This window comes from Streptomyces colwelliae (assembly GCF_048158785.1).
Taxonomy (GTDB): domain Bacteria; phylum Actinomycetota; class Actinomycetes; order Streptomycetales; family Streptomycetaceae; genus Streptomyces.
Genome location: NZ_JBLTJC010000038.1, coordinates 1 through 22,348 on the forward strand (window position 1 = coordinate 1; position 22,348 = coordinate 22,348).

General features: G+C 72.2%; 19 protein-coding genes and 1 pseudogene. 10 read left to right on the forward strand and 10 right to left on the reverse strand.

Annotation, left to right across the window (positions count from 1 at the left end; genetic code table 11):
* From ACNFOC_RS11040 to ACNFOC_RS11055, 4 genes and pseudogenes are all read right to left on the reverse strand, one after another.
* A pseudogene (locus tag ACNFOC_RS11040) lies at window positions 1–2,216 on the reverse strand (hypothetical protein); the annotation flags it as partial.
* 40 nt (window positions 2,217–2,256) lie between these two features.
* On the reverse strand, window positions 2,257–3,135 hold the full coding sequence (locus ACNFOC_RS11045) for a hypothetical protein (protein ID WP_416958912.1): 879 nt from the start codon (window positions 3,133–3,135) through the stop codon (window positions 2,257–2,259).
* 112 nt (window positions 3,136–3,247) lie between these two features.
* Window positions 3,248–4,774 (reverse strand): hypothetical protein, encoded by a 1,527-nt coding sequence (locus ACNFOC_RS11050; RefSeq protein ID WP_416958913.1) that lies wholly within the window; start codon window positions 4,772–4,774, stop codon window positions 3,248–3,250.
* Between the two features lie 89 nt (window positions 4,775–4,863).
* Entirely contained in the window at window positions 4,864–5,571 is a 708-nt protein-coding gene (locus tag ACNFOC_RS11055; protein WP_416958914.1) for a GntR family transcriptional regulator, read from the reverse strand.
* Between the two features lie 169 nt (window positions 5,572–5,740).
* On the opposite strand from ACNFOC_RS11055, the gene ACNFOC_RS11060 reads away from it, so the two are divergent.
* From ACNFOC_RS11060 to ACNFOC_RS11080, 5 genes are read left to right on the forward strand one after another with little or no spacing between them, the layout of a single operon-like run.
* Window positions 5,741–7,060: an MFS transporter gene (locus ACNFOC_RS11060; RefSeq protein WP_416958915.1), complete on the forward strand. Its 1,320-nt coding sequence runs from the start codon at window positions 5,741–5,743 to the stop codon at window positions 7,058–7,060.
* Complete coding sequence (locus ACNFOC_RS11065) at window positions 7,057–7,878, forward strand: putative hydro-lyase (protein WP_416958916.1); 822 nt, start codon at window positions 7,057–7,059, stop codon at window positions 7,876–7,878. The genes ACNFOC_RS11060 and ACNFOC_RS11065 overlap by 4 nt, the downstream gene beginning before the upstream one ends.
* A gap of 12 nt (window positions 7,879–7,890) precedes the next feature.
* Entirely contained in the window at window positions 7,891–8,643 is a 753-nt protein-coding gene (locus ACNFOC_RS11070) for a LamB/YcsF family protein (RefSeq protein ID WP_416958917.1), read from the forward strand.
* The gene (locus ACNFOC_RS11075; RefSeq protein WP_416958918.1) at window positions 8,640–9,257 is read left to right on the forward strand and encodes a 5-oxoprolinase subunit B family protein; all 618 of its coding nucleotides are present in this window, start codon (window positions 8,640–8,642) and stop codon (window positions 9,255–9,257) included. Before ACNFOC_RS11070 ends, ACNFOC_RS11075 begins: the two co-directional genes overlap by 4 nt.
* The gene (locus ACNFOC_RS11080; protein ID WP_416958919.1) at window positions 9,254–10,123 is read left to right on the forward strand and encodes a 5-oxoprolinase subunit C family protein; all 870 of its coding nucleotides are present in this window, start codon (window positions 9,254–9,256) and stop codon (window positions 10,121–10,123) included. Before ACNFOC_RS11075 ends, ACNFOC_RS11080 begins: the two co-directional genes overlap by 4 nt.
* Before the next feature lie 13 nt (window positions 10,124–10,136).
* Here ACNFOC_RS11080 and ACNFOC_RS11085 read toward each other — a convergent pair whose 3' ends face one another.
* The 5 genes from ACNFOC_RS11085 to ACNFOC_RS11105 all read right to left on the reverse strand — a co-directional run bounded on the left by ACNFOC_RS11085 (window position 10,137) and on the right by ACNFOC_RS11105 (window position 15,568).
* Entirely contained in the window at window positions 10,137–10,997 is an 861-nt protein-coding gene (locus ACNFOC_RS11085; protein WP_416958920.1) for an SGNH/GDSL hydrolase family protein, read from the reverse strand.
* Window positions 10,994–12,157, reverse strand: coding sequence for a glycosyltransferase (locus ACNFOC_RS11090; protein ID WP_416958921.1), 1,164 nt, complete (start codon window positions 12,155–12,157; stop codon window positions 10,994–10,996). Before ACNFOC_RS11090 ends, ACNFOC_RS11085 begins: the two co-directional genes overlap by 4 nt.
* A complete protein-coding gene (locus ACNFOC_RS11095) occupies window positions 12,154–13,281 on the reverse strand; it encodes a glycosyltransferase family 4 protein (protein WP_416958922.1) in 1,128 nt (375 codons plus the stop codon). Before ACNFOC_RS11095 ends, ACNFOC_RS11090 begins: the two co-directional genes overlap by 4 nt.
* 139 nt (window positions 13,282–13,420) lie before the next feature.
* Window positions 13,421–14,839, reverse strand: coding sequence for a HEAT repeat domain-containing protein (locus ACNFOC_RS11100; RefSeq protein WP_416958923.1), 1,419 nt, complete (start codon window positions 14,837–14,839; stop codon window positions 13,421–13,423).
* Between the two features lie 336 nt (window positions 14,840–15,175).
* Window positions 15,176–15,568: an ankyrin repeat domain-containing protein gene (locus ACNFOC_RS11105; RefSeq protein ID WP_329245706.1), complete on the reverse strand. Its 393-nt coding sequence runs from the start codon at window positions 15,566–15,568 to the stop codon at window positions 15,176–15,178.
* Window positions 15,569–15,824: 256 nt separating this feature from the next.
* On the opposite strand from ACNFOC_RS11105, the gene ACNFOC_RS11110 reads away from it, so the two are divergent.
* Complete coding sequence (locus ACNFOC_RS11110; protein WP_019059657.1) at window positions 15,825–16,019, forward strand: hypothetical protein; 195 nt, start codon at window positions 15,825–15,827, stop codon at window positions 16,017–16,019.
* Window positions 16,020–16,053: 34 nt separating this feature from the next.
* A complete protein-coding gene (locus ACNFOC_RS11115; RefSeq protein WP_416958924.1) occupies window positions 16,054–17,631 on the forward strand; it encodes a hypothetical protein in 1,578 nt (525 codons plus the stop codon).
* 69 nt (window positions 17,632–17,700) lie between these two features.
* Here ACNFOC_RS11115 and ACNFOC_RS11120 read toward each other — a convergent pair whose 3' ends face one another.
* Window positions 17,701–19,200 carry an SCO1417 family PLP biosynthesis transcription factor gene (locus ACNFOC_RS11120; RefSeq protein WP_416958925.1) on the reverse strand — a complete coding sequence of 500 codons (1,500 nt, stop codon included), beginning with the start codon at window positions 19,198–19,200 and terminating at the stop codon, window positions 17,701–17,703.
* A gap of 99 nt (window positions 19,201–19,299) precedes the next feature.
* On the opposite strand from ACNFOC_RS11120, the gene yczE reads away from it, so the two are divergent.
* The 3 genes from yczE to ACNFOC_RS11135 are packed head-to-tail and all read left to right on the forward strand — an operon-like array spanning window position 19,300 to window position 22,107.
* Window positions 19,300–19,953, forward strand: a complete 654-nt coding sequence (gene yczE, locus ACNFOC_RS11125; RefSeq protein WP_416958926.1) for a membrane protein YczE — start codon at window positions 19,300–19,302, stop codon at window positions 19,951–19,953.
* Window positions 19,950–20,717, forward strand: coding sequence for a glycerophosphodiester phosphodiesterase family protein (locus ACNFOC_RS11130; protein ID WP_416958927.1), 768 nt, complete (start codon window positions 19,950–19,952; stop codon window positions 20,715–20,717). Before yczE ends, ACNFOC_RS11130 begins: the two co-directional genes overlap by 4 nt.
* Before the next feature lie 40 nt (window positions 20,718–20,757).
* Complete coding sequence (locus ACNFOC_RS11135; protein ID WP_416958928.1) at window positions 20,758–22,107, forward strand: MFS transporter; 1,350 nt, start codon at window positions 20,758–20,760, stop codon at window positions 22,105–22,107.
* Window positions 22,108–22,348: the final 241 nt, after the last annotated feature.

A 22,348-nucleotide genomic window follows, 5' to 3' on the forward strand; every position in this document is an offset into this window, starting at 1 on the left:
ACCGAGGAGGCGCTGGCGGCGGAACGGCCGCTTGCAGCAAGGCCGTTGGCCGAAGCGGTGTTGGCTGAGGCGCCGGTCCGCGCGTCCGACTCAGCACCGGCACCGGCACCGGCACCGGCGGCCCCCGAGCGCGAGCCCGCGACGCCGTCAGCGCCCTGGCCCACGCCGCCTACGACCCCGGCATCGCCCTGCCCCGTCGCCGCCCCGTCACCCGCGCGCTCACCGCCCGCACCACGCGGCACCGGCACACCACCGCCCGCAGCACCACCGGCACCACCGGCACCACCGGCACCACCGGCACCACCGGCACCACCGGCACCACCGGCACCACCGGCACCACCGGCACCACCGGCACCACCGGCACCACCGGCACCAGGCAAGCTGAGCAGCTCCGCGAGCCGCTCCTCCCCCGCCAGTCCCTCCGCGAGGCGCCGCTCCGTGTCGTAGGTCCGCTCGGCGGCGGTCGCCGCGTCGGACGCGCGCGCCGCCGTCAACTCCGCGCGGGACTCGGCGGAAGCCGCCTCGCGGGCGTGCTCGGAGGCCCGGCGGGACGCCTCGCGCGCGGTGTCCCAGGAGGCCACGGCGGTCTTCTCGGCGTCGCTCGCGGCGAGGGCCGCACGGGCCGGGTCGGCGTCGGGGGCGCTGTCGTCGAGCCAGCCGGCGCGCACCGCCTCGGCGGTCTCCTGCTCGACCTCGGACAGGCGCTGACGCAGATGCCCGACCTCGCTGCGGGCGCGCTGCGCCTCGGTGGCGGCGGAGGTCGCGTCCCGGTGCGAGGTCTCGCCGACCTCCTGGAGCGCGGCGGAGCGCTCCTCGCCCTCGTTGGCGAGGTTCTCGGCGTTCCCAGCGGCCTCGTGCAGGGCCTTTACGAGATCTACGGCGGCCTTGGCGCGGGCGGCGAGCGCCGGTGCGGCGTCCCGCTCGGCCTCGCGGATGGCGACGGCCACGCGCGCGGAGCGGTCTGCGGCGGCACGGTGCCGTAGCACCGCCTCGGCGGCCTGCCAGGCGGCGTGCAGCGTGCGGGCGTCGGCCAGCTCGCGCTTCTGCGCGGCGGCGGACTTCTCCATCGTGGCGAGCGCCAACGAGGCGTGCCGGTACGCCAGTTCGGCGGCGATCAGCGCGCTGCGCTCACGCGCCCCCTCGGCGTGGGTGACGGCGTACGCGGCGGCGGTGACCCGCTGGGCGAGGTCGGCGGCCCGCACCCGCTCCTGCGCGCCCCGCGCGGACAAGCGGCGCGCCAGGGTGCGGGTACGGCGTTCGGCGCCGGCGTGGATGTCACGCGCGCGTGCCCGTGCCTCGGCGGCCTCGACGATCCGGCCGAGCAGATCCACGGAACCGGCCGTGAAGTCCCGCTCGGCGATCAGCTCGGCCCGCCGCCCCAGCTTGTTGCCGAAGCCGCCGACCAGGTCGGCGAGGCCGTCGGTGTCCCGGGTGTCGGTGACCGCGCGCAGCAACAGGTCGGTGAAGTCGGAGTCCTTCTTGACCGCGAAGAGGCCTGCCGCCTCCCCCTCGTCGGCGTTCATCTCCCGCTGGTAGCGGAAGAGTTCGGGGTCGAGGCCGAGGTCGCCGAGGTGCTCGATCCAGCGGTCGTGGATCTCCTCCCAGTGCACTTCGAGGTGCGGATACGCCTTGCCCGCCTCGGTGATGGCGTCCCGGAAGCCCTTCATGGTGCGCCGCCGGCCCTGCGCGCCGGACGCGCCCTCGACGGGCGGCCGTACGGAAGTGGCCTCGGCGACGGGGAGGTTGTCCAGGCTGAGCCCCGGCCCGGGCCGGAACGAGTACCAGGCCTCGGCGAACTTCCGCGGGTCGTTGGAGACTTGGCGCCCCCGCCACTCGCTGACCTTGCCGACCACCACGCACTCGCCGGTCAGCGTGTGCTGCCACTCCAGGGCGACATGGCCGCAGTCGTCCGCGAGGAGGAACTTGCGCAGCACCCCGGAGCTGGCGCCGCCAAGGGTGTTGCGATGTCCCGGCAGCATCACGGAGAAGATCAGCTTGAGGAGGACGGACTTGCCGCCGCCGTTCTCCAGGAAGAGCACACCGGCGGGCGCGGGGCGGCGCGGCGGCCCGACGGGCTCGTCCTCGAAGAACTCCGCCTGGGTGGGCGCGGGGTCGGGCACGGGCTTGCCCACGCCTCGCAGGTCAAGCACGGTGTCGGCGTAGCGCGCACCGGCGGGCCCGATGGAGTAGAGGCGGACCCGGGACAGCTCGTACATGGCGGACTCTCGTCGTAAGTCTTCGGCAGGTGGGGGGAGTTCAGGAGTGGAACGGCAGTCCGGCGTCGGCCACCAGCTCCAGGTCCTCGGTGTCTTCGGCGGGCAGCAGGCTCGCGGTGCCGTCGGTGACGGGGACGACGCCCAGCTCCAGCAGCTCGGCCATGGCGGCACTTCCGGCCATGTCACGCACCTGGAGCTGATAGCGGGCGGTTGTGCGATACGTACCGCCGTTGTCGTCACCGGTGCGCTGCAAAAACCCGGAATCGGTGAGGAAGACGGCGGCCTTGCCGACGATGCCGGTGGTCGAACCGGCCAGTCTCCGGGCGTCCTTGGTGGCTCCGGTCGCGCTGCGTCTGACCCAGATCCGCCAGGCGGCCTCCAGGCCGGGCGCGTCGGTGGCCGGGTCGGTGTTCATGCCCTGCTCGTCGGCCCGCTCCTCCAGCCGCCGGCAGGCCTGCCGTACGAAGGCGTCGACCCCGTTGACCGTGACGCGCCCGATGTACCCGTCGTCGGCGAGATCCTCGGGCCGCGGAAACGCCATGGCGGCCACGGCGAGATGGGCCAGCCCGTGCAGGAACCGGTCCCCGGAGTCGGCGGCCGTACGACGCGCGTAGTCCCCCATCCGCACGGCGAACACCGAGTCCTCAGCAGCGGTAACGGCCATCCCCGCGCGCGGGGACACCTCCAGCACAACCAGCCCGAGCCCGGCAGCCACGGCATCGGCAAGCCGAGCGAACGGCGGATCTTCGCGGTACCGGCGGAGCAACTCCGCGTACTCCTGATCCCGAGCGGGCTGCAGTTTGGGCTGCAACCCAAACGCGACGAGCCGAGCCGCGTCGGCGGCGTCGGCGGGGGTGATGACGGCGCTGGCCGCCGGGGCGGCGGCCTCCGGCTCACTCCATTCGACGTGCTCACTCACGACTGCAACTCCTTGAACTTGAAATCGAGGGCGAGCTCAAGCGCCCCGAAAGGGGCGCGGGGAACGGCGCGACCAGCCACATCAAGGCCGCACCCGAACAACGACACAAACCTCACGCCGCCTCACTCCGCCCCGCTGCCATCCCCGCCGCGTCCAACAAGGCCATCCCCACAATCAGATCGGCCCCACCGAACTCCGGATCGTCCAGCTCAACCCCGTCATCCACGGCGAACAACAACTTCGGCTCCCCCTGCCGATAAGCCGTACCAACCGGCGGACTGGCCGCATGCACGGCCAACAGGGCAACCAAATAAGGAAGTTCCGCATCCTGCCGCCGCGCATCCGCAAGCAACCCCGACAACCGCCGAGGCGCATCCGCAGGCAGATCGAGCAACTCCATGGCCGCCGCCAACTGCTCCTCACTGAACCGACTGTCGTCCGGCGTGGCGATGAGATCCGGCTCCGGCATCTCCGCCCCGAGATGCTCCCGCTCGGCCGGCGGCGTCAGCAGTACGTCGACAAGGTCCCCCACCCGGACGGACACCGGCGTACGCAACCCGGTCCCGCGAGCGAAGAACGCGTCCGTGACCCGGATCGCCTGCTCCAGGGGCAGCGGCAGAACGGGCGAGACGAGATGTCCGTAGAGGTCTATCCCCGACGTCGTCATCGGCGTGGCGAAGGCCTGCCGGTCCTGCTCGGCACGGAACAGGGGCCCCGCCTCCAGGAGACGCGACTGGAGCTGCGTGTGCCGCCGGATGCAGTCCTTGACGATGTCGACCAACTCGGCCGCGCGCCGCTTCTGTTCGGCGTCCTCGGACTCGTCACGGGCCTTGCGGATGTTGGTCAGGATCGCGTTCTCGTGCCGGTACCGATCGGCGACGTGATCGAGGGCCTCGGCGATCATGTCCGGCACGGCGTTGAGCCAGTCCACCGCGCGGACGTTGCGCCGCGTGGCGTCCAGGGCGCGGCGGAGCGTCTCCGAGTACTGCACGGTCCGGTACCGGGCCTGCTCGGCGGCGAGTTGCGCGTCGGCGAGCCGGCCTCGGCTGATCAGCACCTCCAGCTTCACCTCGGCGGCGATCTGCGCGCTGGTGACGTCGGTGTCGAGGGCGCCCACGAGGACGTTGACGGCCTCGTCGGTCGTACGGAGGTACACGCTGCCGCCGTAGCCGGGGACCTCCTCGATCAGCTTGAAGTCGTAGTCGCGGCGCACATACGTGCCGTCCTGGGCGAACGTGCCGTAGACCGTGCGGAAGCCGCGGTCGACGCTGCCGACGTTGATCAGGTTCTCCAGGACCCAGCGGGCCACGCGCTCGTGCTCGACGACGGGGCGCTGGGGGGCCTGGGCGGCGATGCGCGGGATGAGCCTGGCCACTATCTGGTCGTGGTCCGCACCGGTGTCGAAGTCCATGTTGAGGGTGACCAGGTCGATGGCGGCCAGGGCCACCTCCGCCATGCCGTAGACCGAGTACTCGCCCGCGAGGTTGGCCTTGCGTACGTCGAGGTCGTGCAGCGGCGCGGTGCAGGCGAGCGCACGCAGTCGCCGCGCCAGTCCCTCGTCGGCGGCCGGGCCCGGGGCGGGGCGCGGCCCCGCGCTGAACTGGGGCGGAACGCTGTCCGTCGATGCAGGCGAAGTCACGGTGCACAGACTAGGTCCTCGGTCTGACAACGACCCAAACGACGCAGAAGCGACTACAGCCTCAGCCGCGTGTGCGGATCATGTGCGGGTCAGTCGGGCGCCGTGCCGTCCTCGCCGACCCGTTGCCGGTAGGCGTCGACGACCCGTTCGAGCGAGTCGTCGAGGTAGACCGCGAGCAGTTTCTCGGCCACGGCGCGGTCGCCCGCCTGGAGGGCCTGGAGGATCAGGCGGTTGCGCTGGAGGTACGGCTCGTGGAGCGCCTTCGGGTCGTCCACGAGGTGGAAGGCGAGCCGGAGTTCGGCGAAGACGCTGCGCATCAGTTCGTCGGTGCGGGCGGTGCCGGCGAGGGCGACGAGTTCCCGGTGGAAGTGGATGTTGGCGGTACCCACTCCTTTCCAGTCATCTTCGACGGACGCCACCTGTCCCTCCGTCACGGCCCCGGCGAGCCGTTCGAGGGCGTACGGCGGTTCGCCCAGTCCTCGTACGACGGCGCACTCGACGAGGCGGCGGGTGCGGTAGATGTCCTCGACGTCCTCGACGGACAGGACCCGGACGAAGACGCCCCGGTTCAACTCGTGGACGAGCAGGCGCTCATGGGTGAGCAGCCGGAACGCCTCGCGGAGTGTGTTGCGCGACACACCGAGCGCCCCGCCGATGCTGTCCTCCGAGAGCCGTGCGCCCGGCGGGAAATAGCCCTCCGCGATACGGCTCCTGAGGATGTCCGAGACGCGTTCCGCGGTGCTCGTACGGCCCAGGAGGGCACGGTCGTCGGCCAGTCCCGCCATCTGCTCTGCCATGCCCGGAATTCAACCGCAGATACAAGAACGAAACAACATGGGTATTGAAGGATCGTTCAACGATCCTCTACCTTTCTCGGCAAGGCGCCACCGCTCACCCCGGCGCCGACGGCTTCCGCACAGCCCTGCTCACTCCCAGCACCCTCCGTCCTCCTTCTGCGAGGTGCCCATGAGCACGACCCCTCCACCTCAGGCCCCGGTCACCGGCGTACATCCGGAAACGGATGAACTCACCGCCGACGACGGTGCGTTGGCCTGGCTGCGCGCACTCGGCCCGAACGGCCGCCGTGCCTTCGCCGGCGCGTTCGGCGGCTACGGCCTGGACTCCTACGACTACTTCACGCTGCCGCTGAGCATGGTCGCGCTGGCCGCGTACTTCGGCCTGGACAGCGGCCAGACCGGACTGTTCACCACGGTCACGCTGGTCGTCTCCGCGGTCGGAGGCGCCCTGGCGGGCGTCTTCGCCGACCGGGTCGGCCGCGTCAAGGCCCTGATGATCACGGTGGTCACCTACGCCGTCTTCACGGTGGCCTGCGGCTTCGCGCCCAACTACGAGACCCTGCTGGTGTTCCGCGCCCTCCAGGGCCTCGGTTTCGGCGGTGAGTGGGCGGTCGGCGCGATCCTGGTCGCCGAGTACGCGAGCCCTAAGCACCGCGGCCGTACCCTCGGCGCGGTCCAGAGCTCCTGGGCCGTGGGCTGGGCGCTGGCGGCGGTCGTCTACACGCTGGTCTTCTCGTTCCTCGGCGACGACCTCGCCTGGCGGGTGATGTTCTGGACCGGCGCGCTGCCCGCGCTGCTGGTGATCTGGGTACGGCGCCGGGTGCACGACGCCCCCGAGGCGACGGCCACCCGTGAGCAGAACCCCCAGAAGGGCTCGTTCGCGGCGATCTTCAAGCCAGGTACGGCCGAGTCTCCGGGCCTGCTGCGCACGACGGTCTTCGCGGGTCTGCTCTCCACCGGCGTCCAGGGCGGCTACTACACCCTCGCCACCTGGGTACCGACGTACCTCAAGACGGAGCGCGGCCTGTCGGTCGTCGGCACCGGCGGCTATCTGACCTTCCTGATCTCCGGCGCGTTCCTGGGCTATCTGACCGGCGGCTACCTCACCGACGTGCTGGGCCGTAAGCGCAACATCTGGCTCTTCGCCCTGCTCTCGGCGATCTGCATCCTGGCGTACACGCACATCCCCATTGGCTCCAACACCCTTCTCCTGATACTCGGTTTCCCGCTCGGGTTCTGCATGTCGGCGATCTTCAGCGGCTTCGGCTCGTACCTGAGCGAGCTGTACCCGACGGCGGTGCGCGGCACGGGACAGGGCTTCACGTACAACACGGGCCGCGCGGTGGGCGCCGTCTTCCCGACCCTGGTGGGCTTTCTGGCCGACAGTTGGGGTGTGGGCGGAGCGCTCGTCTTCGGGGCCATCGGTTACGGCATCGCGGCGCTGGCGCTCCTGGGACTGCCGGAGACCCGTGGGAAGGAACTCGCGTGAACCGCACGGAAGACCGCCCCCTGATCCTCGGCGACGAGCACGCGCACGCGTGGAGCCCGCGTTCCGCCCGGACCCGATTCCGGGCCGGGCTGACGGGCCCCACGGCCGGGGTCGCCGCGGGCCACACCCAGGCCAACCTGATCTCGGTCCCCGCCGACTGGGCGTACGACATGCTGCTGTTCTGCCAGCGCAACCCGAAGCCCTGCCCGGTGCTCGACGTCACGGACGCCGGCTCCTGGGAGACGGTTCTGGCGGACGGCGCGGACCTGCGCACCGATCTGCCGCGCTACCGGGTGTGGCGGGACGGCGAGTTGACGGACGAGCCGACGGACGTGCGGGCGTACTGGCGCGACGACCTGGTGTCGTTCCTGATCGGGTGCAGCTTCACCTTCGAGTGGTCGCTGAGCGAGGCGGGTGTCCCGATCCGCCACATCGAGCAGGGCCGCAACGTCCCGATGTACGTGACCGGCCGCCCGTGCCGCCCGGCGGGGCGGCTGCACGGCCCGATGGTGGTGTCGATGCGCCCGGTGCCGCCGGAGCACCTGGCGACGGCGATCCGGGAGACGGCGCTGCTCCCGGCGGTGCACGGCAGCCCCGTACACTGCGGCGATCCCTCCGGGCTGGGCATCGACGACCTCGGCCGTCCGGACTTCGGTGATCCGGTGGACGCCGCGCCGGACGACATCCCGGTGTTCTGGGCCTGCGGAGTGACCCCGCAGGCCGCGGTGATGGCGTCCCGCCCGCCGTTCGCGATCACCCACGCGCCGGGCCAGATGTTCGTCACCGACGCCCGCGACGAGCAGTACCGCGTCGCCTGACCAGGAGAGATGATGATCGATCTGAACGCCGACCTCGGCGAGGGCTTCGGCCGCTGGCACCTCACCGACGACGAACAGCTGTTGTCCGTCGTCACCAGCGCCAACGTGGCCTGCGGTTTCCACGCCGGGGACCCGGTCACCATGCGGCGGGTGTGCGAGCTGGCGGCCGAGCGCGGGGTACGGATCGGCGCGCAGGTGTCCTACCGGGATCTGGCGGGGTTCGGACGGCGCGCCATGGACGTGCCGTCCGCCGAGCTGGCGGCCGAAGTGGCGTACCAGATCGGTGCCTTGGAGGTGTTCGCCCGGGCGGCGGGCACACGCGTGTCGTACGTCAAGCCGCACGGGGCGCTCTACAACCGGGTCGTGCACGACCCGGAGCAGGCCGCCGCGGTGATCGAGGGCGTGCTCCTGGCCGACGCCTCGCTGCCCGTGCTCGGGCTGCCCGGCTCGGTCGTCCTCGACCTGGCCGCGAAGGCCGGGCTGCCGGCCGTCACGGAGGCGTTCGCGGACCGCGCCTACACCGACGAGGGCACCCTCGTGCCGCGCGGCCGGGCCGGCGCGGTGGTCACCGACCCCGAGGCCGTCGTGGAGCGCTCACTGAGCCTGGCCCGCTCCGGGACGGTCGACGCGCTCTCCGGGGCGCGCATCGAGGTACGGGCCCGCTCCCTGTGCCTGCACGGGGACACGCCCGGCGCGGTCGACCTGGCCCGCAGGGTCCGCGAGCGGCTCCTGGAGTCGGGTGTCCGGGTGGAGGCCTTCGTATGAGGGTGCTGCCCGTCGGCGACAGCGCGCTGCTCGTCGAGGTCGCCTCTGGGGAGGAGGCCCAGGCCGTCCACGCGGAGCTGCTGCGTCGCCGCGCGGAGGGCCTGCTCACCGTCCGCGAGATCGTCCCCGCCGCCCGCACGGTCCTCCTCGACGGCCTCGACGACCCGGCCCGGCTGGCTTCCGAACTCACCACCTCCGACGTACCCCCCGCTCCCCCACGCACGCGTGAGGTGATCGAACTCCCGGTGCGCTACGACGGCCCGGACCTCGCCGACGTCGCCGCGCTGTGGGGCGTTCCCGAGCGTGAGGTGGCCCGTATCCACGCGGCCACCGAGTTCCGCGTCGCCTTCTGCGGGTTCGCTCCCGGCTTCGGCTATCTCACCGGCCTCCCGGCCCGCTACGACGTGCCACGCCGGGCCACCCCGCGCACGGCCGTCCACGCCGGTGCCGTGGGCCTGGCGGGCCCGTACACCGGCGTGTACCCGCGCGCCTCGCCCGGCGGCTGGCAGCTGATCGGGACCACGACCGCGGTCCTGTGGGACCACACACGCGAGCCCGCCGCGCTGCTGTCGCCGGGCACGCGCGTGCGCTTCGTCCCGGTGGCGGACGTATGACCGACCGTGCCTTCGCCGTCGTACGGGCCGGGGCCCTGACCACCGTGCAGGACCTGGGACGGCCCGGACACGCGCACCTGGGGGTGCCGCGTTCCGGGGCGCTCGACGGGCCCGCGGCGGCGCTCGTCAACCGGCTGGTCGGCAACCCGCCCGAAGCGGCCGTCCTGGAGACGACCCTCAACGGCTGTGCCGTACGGCCTCGTTCAACGATCCTCGTGGCCGTCGGCGGTGCCCCCTGCCCGGTCACGGTGGACGGACGGCCCGTCGCCTGGGGAGCTCCCGTGCACGTGCCCGCCGGGGCGCTCCTGGACATCGGGACGGCCGTCTCCGGAGTACGGAGCTACGTCGCCTTCGCCGGTGGGGTCGGCGTCGAGCCGGTGCTCGGCAGCCGCTCCACGGACCTGCTGTCCGGGCTCGGGCCGGCGCCGCTGACGAACGGCGCCATACTGCCGCTGGGCTCCCCGATGAGCCTCCACGCGCGCGTGGACGTCGCCCCGCAGCCGCGCCCCCCGGTCGAACTCGTCCTGCGGGTGACCCTGGGGCCCCGCGACGACTGGTTCACGCCGGAGGCCGTACGCACGTTCACGTCACGCGCCTACCGGGTGTCCTCGGCGAGCAACCGCATCGGGCTGCGCACCGAGGGGCCCGCCCTGGAGCGGGCCCTTACCGGTGAACTCCCCAGCGAGGGCATGGTCCTCGGTGCCGTCCAGGTCCCGCCGGACGGCCGCCCGGTGGTGTTCCTCGCCGACCACCCGACCACCGGCGGCTATCCGGTGATCGCTGTCGTCCGCCCCACGGACCTCCCGGCGGCCGCGCAGGCGGTGCCCGGCACCCCGGTCCGTTTCGTGGCCGTACGCCGCCGCTGAGGCCCCGGACGCCCTATGCGGCGTCCGGCTGCTCCTGCTGCACGGACAGGGACGCCAGCGCCATCGACACGGCGTGGGACGCGCTCAGGTCGAGGCGCGCGCTCGTGCCCCGCGCGCGGTGGCGCATCTCGTCGGCGGCCAGCCTCAGGAGCTGCGGCAGCAGGTCGGTGCAGCGACGGGCCACCCACCCGGTGCCCGCGGTCGCCAGCCACAGCAGGCTGGCCGACCTGGTGGGCGTCGGGAACTCGGGCTCGGGCGACGGCGCGACCCCCGTGGCCACGCCCTCCTCGGTGAGCAACGCGTGGAACCGCAGCGCCAGTTGACGATGCCCACGCTCCCCGGGGTGCAGCCGGTCCGCGCTCCAGATCGCGCGGTCCATGATCCACGCACCCTCGGCCGCGTGCAGATGCACGGCCCCGTACCGCTCGGAGAGCGCGTGCACCACGGTGTTCACCGCCCGCTGCCGCCGGGCCAGCGGACGCGCCAGTGCGCCCGGGAGGCCGAGCATCGCGCCCGGGTCGGGCAGGCAGGCCGTGAGCAGGGTCGCGCCCTGCGCCGTGAAGGCCGCGTAGACCTCGTCGAGGCGGGCGGCCACGGCCTGGATGTCGAAGGTGCAGCGCAGGGTGTCGTTGACGCCTATGACGACGGACACGACGTCCGGGTTCAGGGCGAGCCCGGCGGGGGTCTGCCGTTCCAGCACGTCCCGCGACTGCGCCCCGCTGACCGCCAGGTTCGTGAACTCCACGGATTCCTCGGGCTGTTCGGCCAGCCCGTCGGCGAGCAGCGCGGCCCAACCGCGCCATGCCTCGCCGACGGGATCGCCCACGCCCTCGGTGAGCGAGTCACCGAGGGCGACGAAACGGACCGTTCTCATGCCACGCCTCCGGGCACGAACCGCCGTACCGGAACATCCGCGTCGTGGGCAGCGAGGAACGCGTCGACCGCCGTGTGCCAGCCGAAACACTCGGCACGCGTGCGTGCGGTCTCCCGCCGCTCCGCCTCGGAGCGTTCGAGCAGCATGTCCACGGCGTCCGCGAAGGCCCTCCCGTTGTCCGCGGCCGTGGCCCCGGCGGAACCGATGACCTCGGGCAGCGCGGACGAGGCGCTGGCCACCACGGGCGTGCCGCAGGCCATGGCCTCCAGCGCGGCGAGCCCGAAGGTCTCGGCGGGCCCCGGTGCCAGGCACACGTCCGCAGAGGCCTGGAGCGCGCCGAGCAGCCGCCGGTCGGAGACGTGCCCGAGGAAGGTGACCGGCAACCCCCGCTCCCGCGCCCGCTGTTCGAGCCGGGCCCGCAACGGGCCGTCCCCGGCGACCACCAGGACCGCCCGCCGCCCGCGCCGTACCAGCGCCTCCAGGGCGTCGAGCGCCGTGCCGGGCTTCTTCTCCACGGAGAGCCTGGTGCAGGTCACCAGCAGAACCTGGTCCACGCGCGCGTACTCCGCGCGCACCACCAGGTCCCGCAGCGCCGGACTGCGCCCCACCAGGTCGACGCCCAGAGGTGCCCGTACGACGTTGCGGGCGCCGATGCGGACGAACTCCCGCTCGGCGAACTCGGTGGTGCACACCACGCGCGCGTAGGTGTGCGCCGTACGGACGTTGAGGGCGTCGGCGGTGCGCCGGGACAAGTTCTCCGACAGGCCCCAGGTACGCAGGACGCCGTCGGCGGTCTCGTGGGACACCATCACGGCGGGGACGCGGGCCCGCCTGGCCCATTTGCCGGTCCAGCGCAGGGTCGTTCGGTCGGAGACCTCCAGGCGGTCGGGGGCGAGGTGTTCCAGGAGGCTGGCCACGCGCCGCTTGTCGGCGAGGACGCGGTAGCCGCCGGTGCCGGGGAGCAGCGGCCCGGGCAGGGTGATGACCCGGCCCTGCTCGGTCTCACGGTCGGTGTGGCGTTCGCCGGGCACGATGAGGACCGGATCGTGTCCGGCCTCCTTGAAGCCCTTGCCCAGCTCGCGCAGGGCGGTGCGCAGCCCCCCGGAGGAGGGGGCCACGAAGTTGGCGAGCCGCACGATCCGCAGTGACGCGGTGTTCATGCCGCCACCACCACCTTGCGCGCGGCGAGGACATCCCCGTAGTGCGCGATCAGCTGGTCGCCGACGGCCGCCCAGGTGCGGCCCTCGACCATGGCCCGCGCGGCGGTGCCGTACTCGGCCCGGAGCGCGGGATCGGCGGCCAGTGTCCGCACGGCGTCCGTCACGGCGGCCTCGTCGCGGGGCGGGAAGAGGAACCCGGTGCGGCCGTGGGCGACCAGGTCGAGCGGGCCGCCGGCGGCGGGCGCGACGACGGGGACACCGCTGGCCATGGCTTCCTGGACGGTCTGACAGAAGGTCTCAAAAGGTCCGGTGTGCACGAATATGTCCAACGAGGCGAAGATACGGGCGAGCTCGTCTCCGGTACGCCGACCGAGGAAGACCGCGCCCGGCAGCGCCTCGTCGAGGTGCGGCCGGCTGGGCCCGTCACCGACGACCACGACACGGACGCCCGGGAGTCCGCAGGCTCCGGCGAGGAGTTCGACCTGCTTCTCGGGGGCGAGCCGGCCGACGTAGCCGACGATCAGTTCGCCGTTCGGGGCGAGTTCGCGGCGCAGCGCCTCGTCCCGGTACTCGGGGCGGAAGCGCTCGGTGTCGACGCCACGGGGCCAGAGCCTGACCCGGGGCACGCCGTGCGCCTCCAGGTCGCCCAGGGCCGCGCTGGAGGGCGCGAGGGTGCGGTCGGCGGCGGCGTGGACGGAGCGGATGCGCCGCCAGGCGGTGGCCTCGCCCGCACCGACGTACGTACGGGCGTATCCGGCGAGGTCTGTCTGGTAGACGGCCACGGCGGGGATGCCGAGCCGGGCCGCGGCGGCCATGCCGCGGACGCCGAGGATGAACGGGCTGGCCAGGTGCACGATGTCGGCGCGGTGTTCGGTGATGGCCGCGGCGACGCGTCGGCTGGGGAGGGCGACGCGGACCTGGGGGTAGCCCGGGAGCGGTAGGGAGGGGACACGGATGACGGGGCACGGCGACTGGGCGTCGGGCCCGCTACCGGCCGAGGTGGCCGGCGCGACGACGAGCGGATGATGACCGCGATCCACGAGGTGCCGGGCGGTCTGGAGCGCGCAGTGGGCCACGCCGTTCACATCGGGGGGAAAGGATTCGGTCACGATGACGACACGCATACCCGTGTTGTCGCCGGACTGGACGTGGCCGCGTCAACGTGGATCTATGCGAACGGTGAACGTCCCATGAGCGTTGCGCTGCACACCCGAGCAGGTCAGACGGCGTCCATGCGCGTCTGACCCGCGGGTCATCCCACGTTCACACTGCGGGGGCGTCGGGCCCGATCCGGCTCCGTACGGCTGTCTGGACTTCCGCTTCCTCGGCCGGGTCGTCGGCGAGCCTGCGGAGCTGCTCCACGACGCGGGCGTCGGCGGTCTCGGCGTGCCGGGCGGCGATCTCGCGGGTGGTCTCCTCGCAGTCCCAGAGGCATTCGACGGCGAAGCCGGTGGGGTAGGAGGGGTCGGTGGCGGCCAGGGCCCGGGCGGCCCGGGTGCGCAGATGGGACGAGGCGGTCTCCCGGTACACATGGCGCAGGACGGGTGCGGCGCAGGCGATGCCGAGGCGTCCGGCGCCGTCGACGAGGGTCCAGAGGGTGGGGGCGTCGGGTCCTTCGCCCATGACGGCCTCCCTGAGGGCGCCGAGGACGAGGTCGCTGTCCTGGGCTCCGCCCCGGCAGGCGAGCATCCGTCCGGCGGCGGCGCCGAGCGGATCGGGGCGGCGGGCCCAGCCGCGGGCCTGGTCGACGGCGGCGACGGACCGCATCCGTTCGAAGGCGTCGACGGCGGCTTCCACGACGGGTGCCGGGCCGGTGGCCACCGCGCGCTCGATCAGCTGGAGGGCCTCGGGATCGTTGCTGTCGGCGAGATAGCGCAGGGCGGTGCAGCGGGCTCCCTCGCTGCCGTCCTTGGCGGCCTCGACGATCTCGGGCCGGTCCTCGGGGCCCGCCACGGCGGTGAGGCAGCGGGCGGCGGGGACGTGCAGCGCGGCTCCGCGTTCGAGGCCCTGCTGGGCCCACTCGAACACCGCTTGCACGCTCCACCCCGGACGGGGCCCGGTTGGTCGCATCTGGCGTTGCCAGAGGTCGAAGCAGCCCGCTTCCTGTGCGGCACGCACGCGCGTGGCGATCGATTCGCGCGGGTCCTCGGCCCACAGCCGCCAGGGCCGGGGTTCGAAGGCGTCGCGCACGGCGGTCGCCAGTTCGGCCTCGCCCTCGGGGTCGGCCGGGAACCGCGCCAGCACGGGAGCGGCGAGGGCGCGCAGGCCCGCGTCGTCGTCCCTGAGCGCCAGCTCGTCGAGCGCCCAGGCCCAATTGGCCCCGGAGGCCGCGTACCTGCGCAGCAGTTCGAGCGCGTCCAGCCTGCCGTAGGAGGCGAGGTGCCCGAGGACGGCGAGCGCGAGACCCGTACGTGACTCCTCGGTGTCGAGGACGTCCTCGGTGTCGAAGAGGTGGGCCTCGACGGCGTCCAGGTCGCCGTTCAGGTCGAGGTACAGGCGGGCGTAGTACAGGGAGCGGTTCTCCACCTGCCAGTCGTGGCGGGGGTCGCGCAGCACACAGTGGTTCAGTGCCGCGAGTGCCTCGGCACGGGGTGCGGTGAGCGCGTGCAGTGTGCCGTCGCCGCGGCCCCGCTGAAGCAGGCCGAGCAGCGTACCGCTGGGCGCTATGACCGGATCGAACATGGGAAACAGCCTCACATCAAGCGTCGACGCAACCGGGGGACGTGCACTACCTGGCCGCGTGACAACACGTCGGGGCGCCCGCCGTTTCCTGCTTGCTGTAGACCATTTTCCTCTGCCTCTCGTAGGTGGCCCATGCGGGCCGCAACTACGGCCCGCGCGGTGCGGCAACACCTGCCCAGCCATCGCGTCCGTAAATCACGACGTCATGATGACCCGGCAGTTCTCGATGCCGCGACCGAAATTTCGGGCGGCGCCGTGCTGCCTTCCCCCGTTTTCCCCCGTTTTCCTTGTCGTACCTGGTCAGAAGGCCCGTCTTTGCTGGCGACGGGCCGCGTGTCAGTGCGCGCCGAACAGCTCCAGCAGCTCGGCCTTGGCGAACATCCGGGCCGTGTCGACCGCCGACGGGGTGCCCGCGGCCGGATCGGCGCCGGCCTCCAGCAGGACCTCGATCACCTCTTGCTCGCCCTTGAAGACGGCTCCGGCGAGCGGCGTCTGGCCCCGGTCGTTGATCCGGTCGGCCTCGGCGCCCCGCGCCAGCAGGGCCCGTACGGCGTCGGCGTGCCCGTGGTACGCGGCGAGCATCACCAGGGAGTCGCCGCGGTCATTGGTGAGATTGGCCGGGACGCCCGCGTCCACGTACGCGACCAGCGCCTCGGTCCCGCCCTGGCGGGCCAGGTCGAAGATCTTGGTCGCGAGCTCCACGACCTCGGGGTCGGGGGCTTCACTCATCGGCCTGACCGCCTCTCACTAGTACGGGTGAATCGCCAGCGTACTGGCTCCGCAGACACATGACCGGCCCCCTCCGCGGCAAAGATCACCACCGGGCCCGACACAGGTGAAACCCCTGCTCAGAGGGCCCGAATACGCTCCACCATTCGAGGGAAATTCGCCGAAATTCACCCACTTGCACCTTTTATCGTATGGATACATCCTGTGATCCTGGAACAACTCATGGTGACTGTCCCCACGAACCAGGAGAGCTCAAATGATCCTGTCCATGTCAGGCGTCGTCCTTCTCGGCATCATCGTCTTCCTCTTCTTCAAGAAGGACGGACTCAAGGCCTCCCACGCCCTGGTGGCCGCACTCTTCGGCTTCTACATGGCCAGCACGGCCATCGCGCCCAGCATCAAGGCCGGCGGCGAGAGCCTGGCGAGCCTCCTCGGCGGAATCAAGTTCTGACGTCCCCACCCGTACGGACCTTCAGGAGACAGCAGTGGCCCGGCGCCCCCTCCCCCGCATCCTGAGCAACGGCACCGCCCAGATCGCCCGGAGCCGGGAGCTGGCCCGGACGGCGGCCGACAGCGCCACCGATGTCCTCCATCCGCTGATCACGATCACCCGGGGTCTGCGCCGGCTGGCATCCGCCGGCCGGCGCAGATGGGCCGAGACCCCCAAGGACAAGCGCGGGCCGCTGCTTTTCCTGGTGGCCTCGGTGATCCTGGTCGTGGCCCTGGTCCCGTACGGCCCGCTGCTCGCCGCCATCACCCTGATGGCGGCGGCGGCATGGCAGGGCCGGGACCGCACCCCGCCGGCGCCCGAAGGGCCCGACGAGTCCCAGACCCAGCGCCTCCAGTCCCTCTACGAGGCGCTGGTGCCCTACTTCTCGGCCGCCGAGGACCCGGCTCCCTTGTTCGCCCACGGCGGCGACTGGGAGAAGGCCTTCCCCGCCTACGAGTTCGACGGCGGGGGCCGGATCTCCCATCTGGTCGTCCGCTATCCGGCGTACTTCACCGACGGCGAGGCCGACTCCCGCGCGCGGATCGAGCAGCTGCTCACCGCGAAGTCCGGCCGCGGCCGGGAGTACCACTTCGCGTGGGACGAGGAGGGCAACCAGCTCACGATCGGCGTCCTCGCCCCGCTCCCCACCGACATCGCCGCCCAGCGCTTCGTCACCGCCCCCGGCGAGACCATCCTGGGCTTCACCGACCCGACCCAGGTCCACCGCACCCTCCCCCTCACCCACGGCGAGGAACAGCGCGACGTCCCGCCGGTCGTCTGGCGCACCGGCATCCGCTCCACCGAGCCGAACCTGCTGGTCATGGGCCAGCCCGGCAGCGGCACCTCCACCCTGCTGCGCTCGATCGCCCTCCAGGCGCTCCAGTACGGCGACGTCCTGATCGTCGAGGGCGGCGGCACCGGCGAGTACGCGTGCCTGACCGGCCGGGACGGCGTCCTCGCCGTCGAGTGCGGCCTGGCCGGCGCACTGGCCAGCCTGGAGTGGGCCTCCCAGGAGACCGAACGCCGACTGATCGCGGCCAACCGCGCCCGCCAGTCGGGCCACCCGGCACCGGACGACACCAGGCGCCCCCTGTGGATCATCCTGGACCGCCCGAGCGCCTTCGCCCACGTGGCGACGGCCGACGGCTACAAGGACCCCCAGTCCCTGCTCCAGGTCCCCCTCCGGCACGGCCGCGCGGCCAATGTGACGGTGGTGGTGGCCGACCAGTTCGACAGCGCGGACACCCTCAGCGACGCCGTACGACAGCACACACGCGCGCGTGTCGTCCTCGGCCCCGCCACCGCCGCGCAGTTGGAGGCGGTCCTGGGCGCTCCCCCGCACACCACGCCGATCGCCCAGGTCCCCCCGGGCCGCGGCTACGCCCGCCTGGGCAACGGCCCGGTCCACCGCCTCCAGGTCCCGGCGACCCCGGACCCGTACGACGACGCGACGAACGACGCGCACCGCCAAGCGGTCCTCGCCCTGCTCCCGCCGCGCACGACACCGGCGGACGCGGAGGAGACGGTAGCGACAGAAGCGGTGGTGGAGGCCGCCGTGGCGGAGACTTCGTAACAGCCCGGGGTCGGTGCGGGCGGCCGGGAGTCGCCCGCCCGCACCGAACCCGGGTACGTCTTTTCTCGCCTACGCCACGAACGTGCGTGGCGACTCTCCGCCCCCGGTGACCCCGTTCTCCACCAGCCGGGCCGCCGCAGCCAGCCGTACCGCCGCCTCCTCGGCCACCGCGCCGCCCACGGTGAACGGCAGCCGCACATACCCCTCGAAGGCGCCGTCGACGCCGAAACGCGGCCCGGACGGCACCCGGACCCCGACGCGCTCCCCCATCTCGGCGAGGCGTGAGCCCGACAGCCCGCCCGTGCGCACCCACAGCGTGAGCCCACCCTTGGGCACCTCGAACTCCCAGTCGGGCAGCTCCCGCCGTACCGCCGCGACCAGCGCGTCCCGGTTCTCGCGGGCCTGTGCGCGCCGGATGTCGACCGCCTGCTCCCAACCGCCGGTGCTGAACAGCCAGTTGACGGCGAGTTGCTCCAGGACGGGGGTGCCGAGGTCGGCGTAGGCGCGGGCGGAGACCAGGCTGCGGATCACGTCGGGGGCCGCGCGGACCCAGCCGATGCGCATGCCCGCCCAGAAGGCCTTGCTGGCGGAGCCGACGGTGATCACCGTCGAACCGGCCGGGTCGAAGCCGCAGACGGGACGCGGCATGTCGACGTCGTCGTCCAGCCACAGCTCGGTCATCGTCTCGTCGGCGACGAGCACGGTGCCGGCCGAGCGGGCCGCGTCCACGAGGCGTCGGCGCTGGTCGTCGTCGGCGAGGGCGCCGGTCGGGTTGTGGAAGTCGGCGACGACGTACGCGAGCCGGGGCGCCGCGTCGCGCAGCACCTGACGCCAGCGGTCCATGTCCCAGCCGGAGAGCCCGTCGGCCATCGCCACGGGCACCAGCCGCGCGCCCGCCTCCCGCATCAGCTGAAGGATGTTGGCGTACGAGGGCGACTCGACGGCGACCCGCTCGCCGCGCCCCGCGAAGAGATGACAGATGGCGTCGATGGCGCCCATCGCGCCGGTCGTCACCATGATCTGCTCGGGCATGGTCGGAATCCCGCGCAGGGTGTACCGCTCGGCGATCATCGCGCGCAGCGCGGGCAGCCCGGCCGGATAGTCGCCGTGCGTGTGGGCGTACGGCGGAAGCTCCTCCAGGGCGCCCTGCACGGCCCGGGTGAGCCACGGCTCAGGCGCGGGCAGGGAGGCGCAGCCGAGGTCGATCACCGAACCGAGGGCCTCCGGGGGCAACGGTTCCAACCCGCGCGCGGGGAGCGGGTTTCCGGCCGGTACGGCGGTCCAGCTGCCTGCCCCGCGCCGCGACTCCAGGAACCCTTCGGTGCGCAACGCCTCGTAGGCGGCGGCGACCGTGGTCCGGCTGACGGACAGCGCGAGCGCCAACTCCCGCTCGGCGGGCAGCCGGGCGGCCACCGGGACGCGCCCCTCCAGCACGAGCAGGCGGATGCCGTCCGCGAGCGCGCGATAGGCGGGCGGCCGGCGGGTGCCGGGTCCGGCCGGCCGGTCCTGCTGGGAGTTGAGCAGCCGGGCGAGCTGCGCGGCGCCCATCGCCGAGGTCCACTGCGCCATGGAAACCAGTCCACCTTCCCGGAATTGGCCATGGATGGCATTCGTTCTCAAGCCACAGAGTGCCATGTGTCAGGCCACTACCACCACCAAGGAGCCCCCTTGTCCACACAGAGCCGCCTCGGACGACGGTTGGCCCAGCTGTACGTCGGACTCGCGCTCTACGGCGCCAGCTCGGCGCTGCTGGTGGTGTCGGGCCTGGGCCTGGAGCCCTGGAACGTGCTGCATCAGGGTCTCGCCGAACTCACCGGCCTGACGATCGGCGTCGTCTCGATCATCGTGGGCGCGGCGGTGCTGCTCCTGTGGATCCCGCTGCGCCAGCGCCCGGGGCTGGGCACGGTCTCCAACGTGTTCGTGGTCGGCCTGGCCATGGACGGCACCCTCGCGCTGGTGCCCGACGCGCACGGCCTGGCCGTACGGATTCCGCTGCTGCTGGCGGCCATCGTGCTCAACGGGGTCGCCACCGGGCTGTACATCTCCGCGAGCTTCGGACCGGGCCCGCGCGACGGGCTGATGACCGGGCTGCACCGGCGCACGGGCCGCTCGATCCGCCTCATACGGACGGTGATCGAGGTCGCGGTCGTGGCCACCGGCTTCACACTCGGCGGCACCGTCGGTATCAGCACCCTGCTGTACGCCCTGGCGATCGGCCCGCTCGCCCAGCTGTTCCTGCGCGTGTTCGCCGCCCCGTCGGCATCCGGCGGCAGCACGGTCGTAGCCACCGGGTCACCGGAACGGGCGATACTGCCCCGGTGACCACGCTCATACGTCATCCGTACCTCGACCACCCCGGCCCCATCCCCTTCGCCCACCGGGGCGGCGCGGCGGACGGCCTGGAGAACACCGTGTTCCAGTTCCGCCGCGCGGTGGAGCTGGGCTACCGGTACATCGAGACCGACGTCCACGCCACGGCGGACGGGAAGCTCGTCGCCTTCCACGACGAGACCCTGGACCGGGTGACCGACGGCGCCGGCCGGATCGCGGACCTCTTCTGGTCGGACGTGAGCCACGCGCGCGTGGCGGGCAAGGAACCGGTGCCCCTCTTCGAGGAACTGCTGGAGACGTTCCCCGAGGTGCGCTGGAACGTCGACATCAAGGCGGAGCCGGCGCTCCGCCCCCTCCTGGACCTCCTGGAGCGCACCGACTCCTGGAACCGCGTCCTCGTCGGCTCCTTCTCAGAGAAGCGCGTGGTCCGCGCCCAGCACCTGGCCGGTCCCCGCCTGGCCACGTCGTTCGGCACGCGCGGGGTGCTGAACCTGCGGCTGCGCTCCTGGGGCGCGCCTCTGCCGGTACGCCGCTCGGCGGTCGCCGCACAGGTGCCCGAGGAGCAGTCGGGCGTCCCCGTGGTTGACCGGCGCTTCGTCAGCGCCGCCCACGCGCGCGGGGTGCAGGTCCACGTGTGGACCGTCAACGAGGCCGATCGCATGCACCGGCTCCTTGACCTGGGAGTGGATGGCATCATGACCGATCACATCGACACACTGCGCGAGGTCATGGTGGAGCGGGGCGTCTGGGCCTGAGCCCCCGGGGCGACGCGTGCACGGGGAAGCGAGGGCACGGGTGGGTACCGACACCCTGCGGTCACAGCCGGCCGACGAGGCCGCAGAGCGGCGGCGCGAGCAGCGCGGCTGGTACTTCTACGACTGGGCCTGCTCCGTCTACTCGACGAGCGTGCTCACCGTGTTCCTGGGCCCATATCTGACGTCGGTCGCGAAGTCGGCGGCGGACCCGGACGGCTTCGTGCATCCCCTGGGGATACCGGTCCGGGCGGGGTCCTTCTTCGCCTACACGGTCTCCGCGTCCGTCATCGTGTCGATCCTCGTCATGCCCCTCGCGGGCGCGGCGGCCGACCGCACGGGCCGCAAGAAACCCCTCCTGGCGCTCGCCGCCTATGTGGGCGCGACCGCCACCACGGGCCTGTTCTTCCTGGACGGCGACCGCTATCTGCTCGGCGGCTTCCTGCTGATCGTCGCCAACTCGTCGGTGGCCGTCTCGATGGTGGTCTACAACTCCTACCTTCCGCAGATCGCCCCTCCGGAGGAGCGCGACGCGGTCTCCTCCCGGGGCTGGGCCTTCGGCTACGCGGCGGGCTCCCTGGTCCTCGTCCTGAACCTGATCCTGTTCACCGCCCACGACTCCTTCGGCCTCTCCGAGTCGATGGCCGTACGCATCTGTCTCGCCTCGGCCGGCATCTGGTGGGGCGCCTTCACCCTCGTACCGCTGAAACGGCTGCGTGACCGCGGCCGCACGCCGTCCGAGGCACCGACGGCTCAGGGTTGGCGGCAGCTCGCGGCGACCGTCCGGGACATGCGCGGCAAACCGCTCACGCTGTCCTTCCTGTTCGCCTACCTGATCTACAACGACGGCATCCAGACGGTGATCTCCCAGGCATCCGTGTACGGCTCCGAGGAGCTGGGCCTGAGCCAGTCCACGCTCATCACGGCCGTCCTGATGGTCCAGGTGCTCGCGGTGGCCGGCGCGCTCGGCATGGGGCGACTCGCCCGGACCTACGGGGCCAAGCGGACGATTCTCGGCTCGCTCGTCGCGTGGACGGTGACGCTGGCCGCCGGGTACTTCCTACCCGCCGGCGCGCCCGTCTGGTTCTTCGTGCTGGCCGCCGGGATCGGCCTCGTCCTGGGCGGCAGCCAGGCGCTGTCCCGGTCCCTGTTCTCCCATCTGGTGCCGCCCGGGAAAGAGGCCGAGTACTTCTCGGCGTACGAGATGAGCGATCGGGGCATGAGCTGGCTGGGCCCCCTTCTGTTCGGGGTGACCTACCAGCTGACCGGAAGTTATCGGGACGCGATCATCTCCCTGGTGGTCTTCTTCGTGATGGGATTCGTGCTGCTCGCGCGGGTTCCAGTGGCGCGGGCGATCAGCGACGCGGGGAATCCTCTTCCCGAGAGGATTTAGCGCTGGAGGCGAAAGGGCGGTAGTGTACGCGTTTGGCCTGCCTGGCGTACCGTTACTGCGCGTCAAAGATGACGAATCGCTAGGTGACATCTGCTAGTAGATGTGACAAACCGGGCGCTGGTGGGTACAACAAGGGGCGGCTACGACGGCGACGCATGACCCCGTACGGGAATCTTTACCGCCGACCGGACGTTGACCGGATGACGACGACAGCGACACCTGTCCTGTGGGCGACAAGCCC

Excerpts from the sequence above, each read along its gene's own strand:
- ACNFOC_RS11055 (WP_416958914.1), bottom strand. The coding sequence starts at position 5,571 with ATGGCAGAGCAGATGGCGGGACTGGCCGACGACCGTGCCCTCCTGGGC.
- ACNFOC_RS11060 (WP_416958915.1), top strand. The coding sequence starts at position 5,741 with ATGAGCACGACCCCTCCACCTCAGGCCCCGGTCACCGGCGTACATCCG.
- ACNFOC_RS11070 (WP_416958917.1), top strand. The coding sequence starts at position 7,891 with ATGATCGATCTGAACGCCGACCTCGGCGAGGGCTTCGGCCGCTGGCAC.
- ACNFOC_RS11075 (WP_416958918.1), top strand. The coding sequence starts at position 8,640 with ATGAGGGTGCTGCCCGTCGGCGACAGCGCGCTGCTCGTCGAGGTCGCC.
- ACNFOC_RS11080 (WP_416958919.1), top strand. The coding sequence starts at position 9,254 with ATGACCGACCGTGCCTTCGCCGTCGTACGGGCCGGGGCCCTGACCACC.
- ACNFOC_RS11085 (WP_416958920.1), bottom strand. The coding sequence starts at position 10,997 with ATGAGAACGGTCCGTTTCGTCGCCCTCGGTGACTCGCTCACCGAGGGC.
- ACNFOC_RS11090 (WP_416958921.1), bottom strand. The coding sequence starts at position 12,157 with ATGAACACCGCGTCACTGCGGATCGTGCGGCTCGCCAACTTCGTGGCC.
- ACNFOC_RS11095 (WP_416958922.1), bottom strand. The coding sequence starts at position 13,281 with ATGCGTGTCGTCATCGTGACCGAATCCTTTCCCCCCGATGTGAACGGC.
- ACNFOC_RS11100 (WP_416958923.1), bottom strand. The coding sequence starts at position 14,839 with ATGTTCGATCCGGTCATAGCGCCCAGCGGTACGCTGCTCGGCCTGCTT.
- ACNFOC_RS11105 (WP_329245706.1), bottom strand. The coding sequence starts at position 15,568 with ATGAGTGAAGCCCCCGACCCCGAGGTCGTGGAGCTCGCGACCAAGATC.
- ACNFOC_RS11110 (WP_019059657.1), top strand. The coding sequence starts at position 15,825 with ATGATCCTGTCCATGTCAGGCGTCGTCCTTCTCGGCATCATCGTCTTC.
- ACNFOC_RS11120 (WP_416958925.1), bottom strand. The coding sequence starts at position 19,200 with ATGGCGCAGTGGACCTCGGCGATGGGCGCCGCGCAGCTCGCCCGGCTG.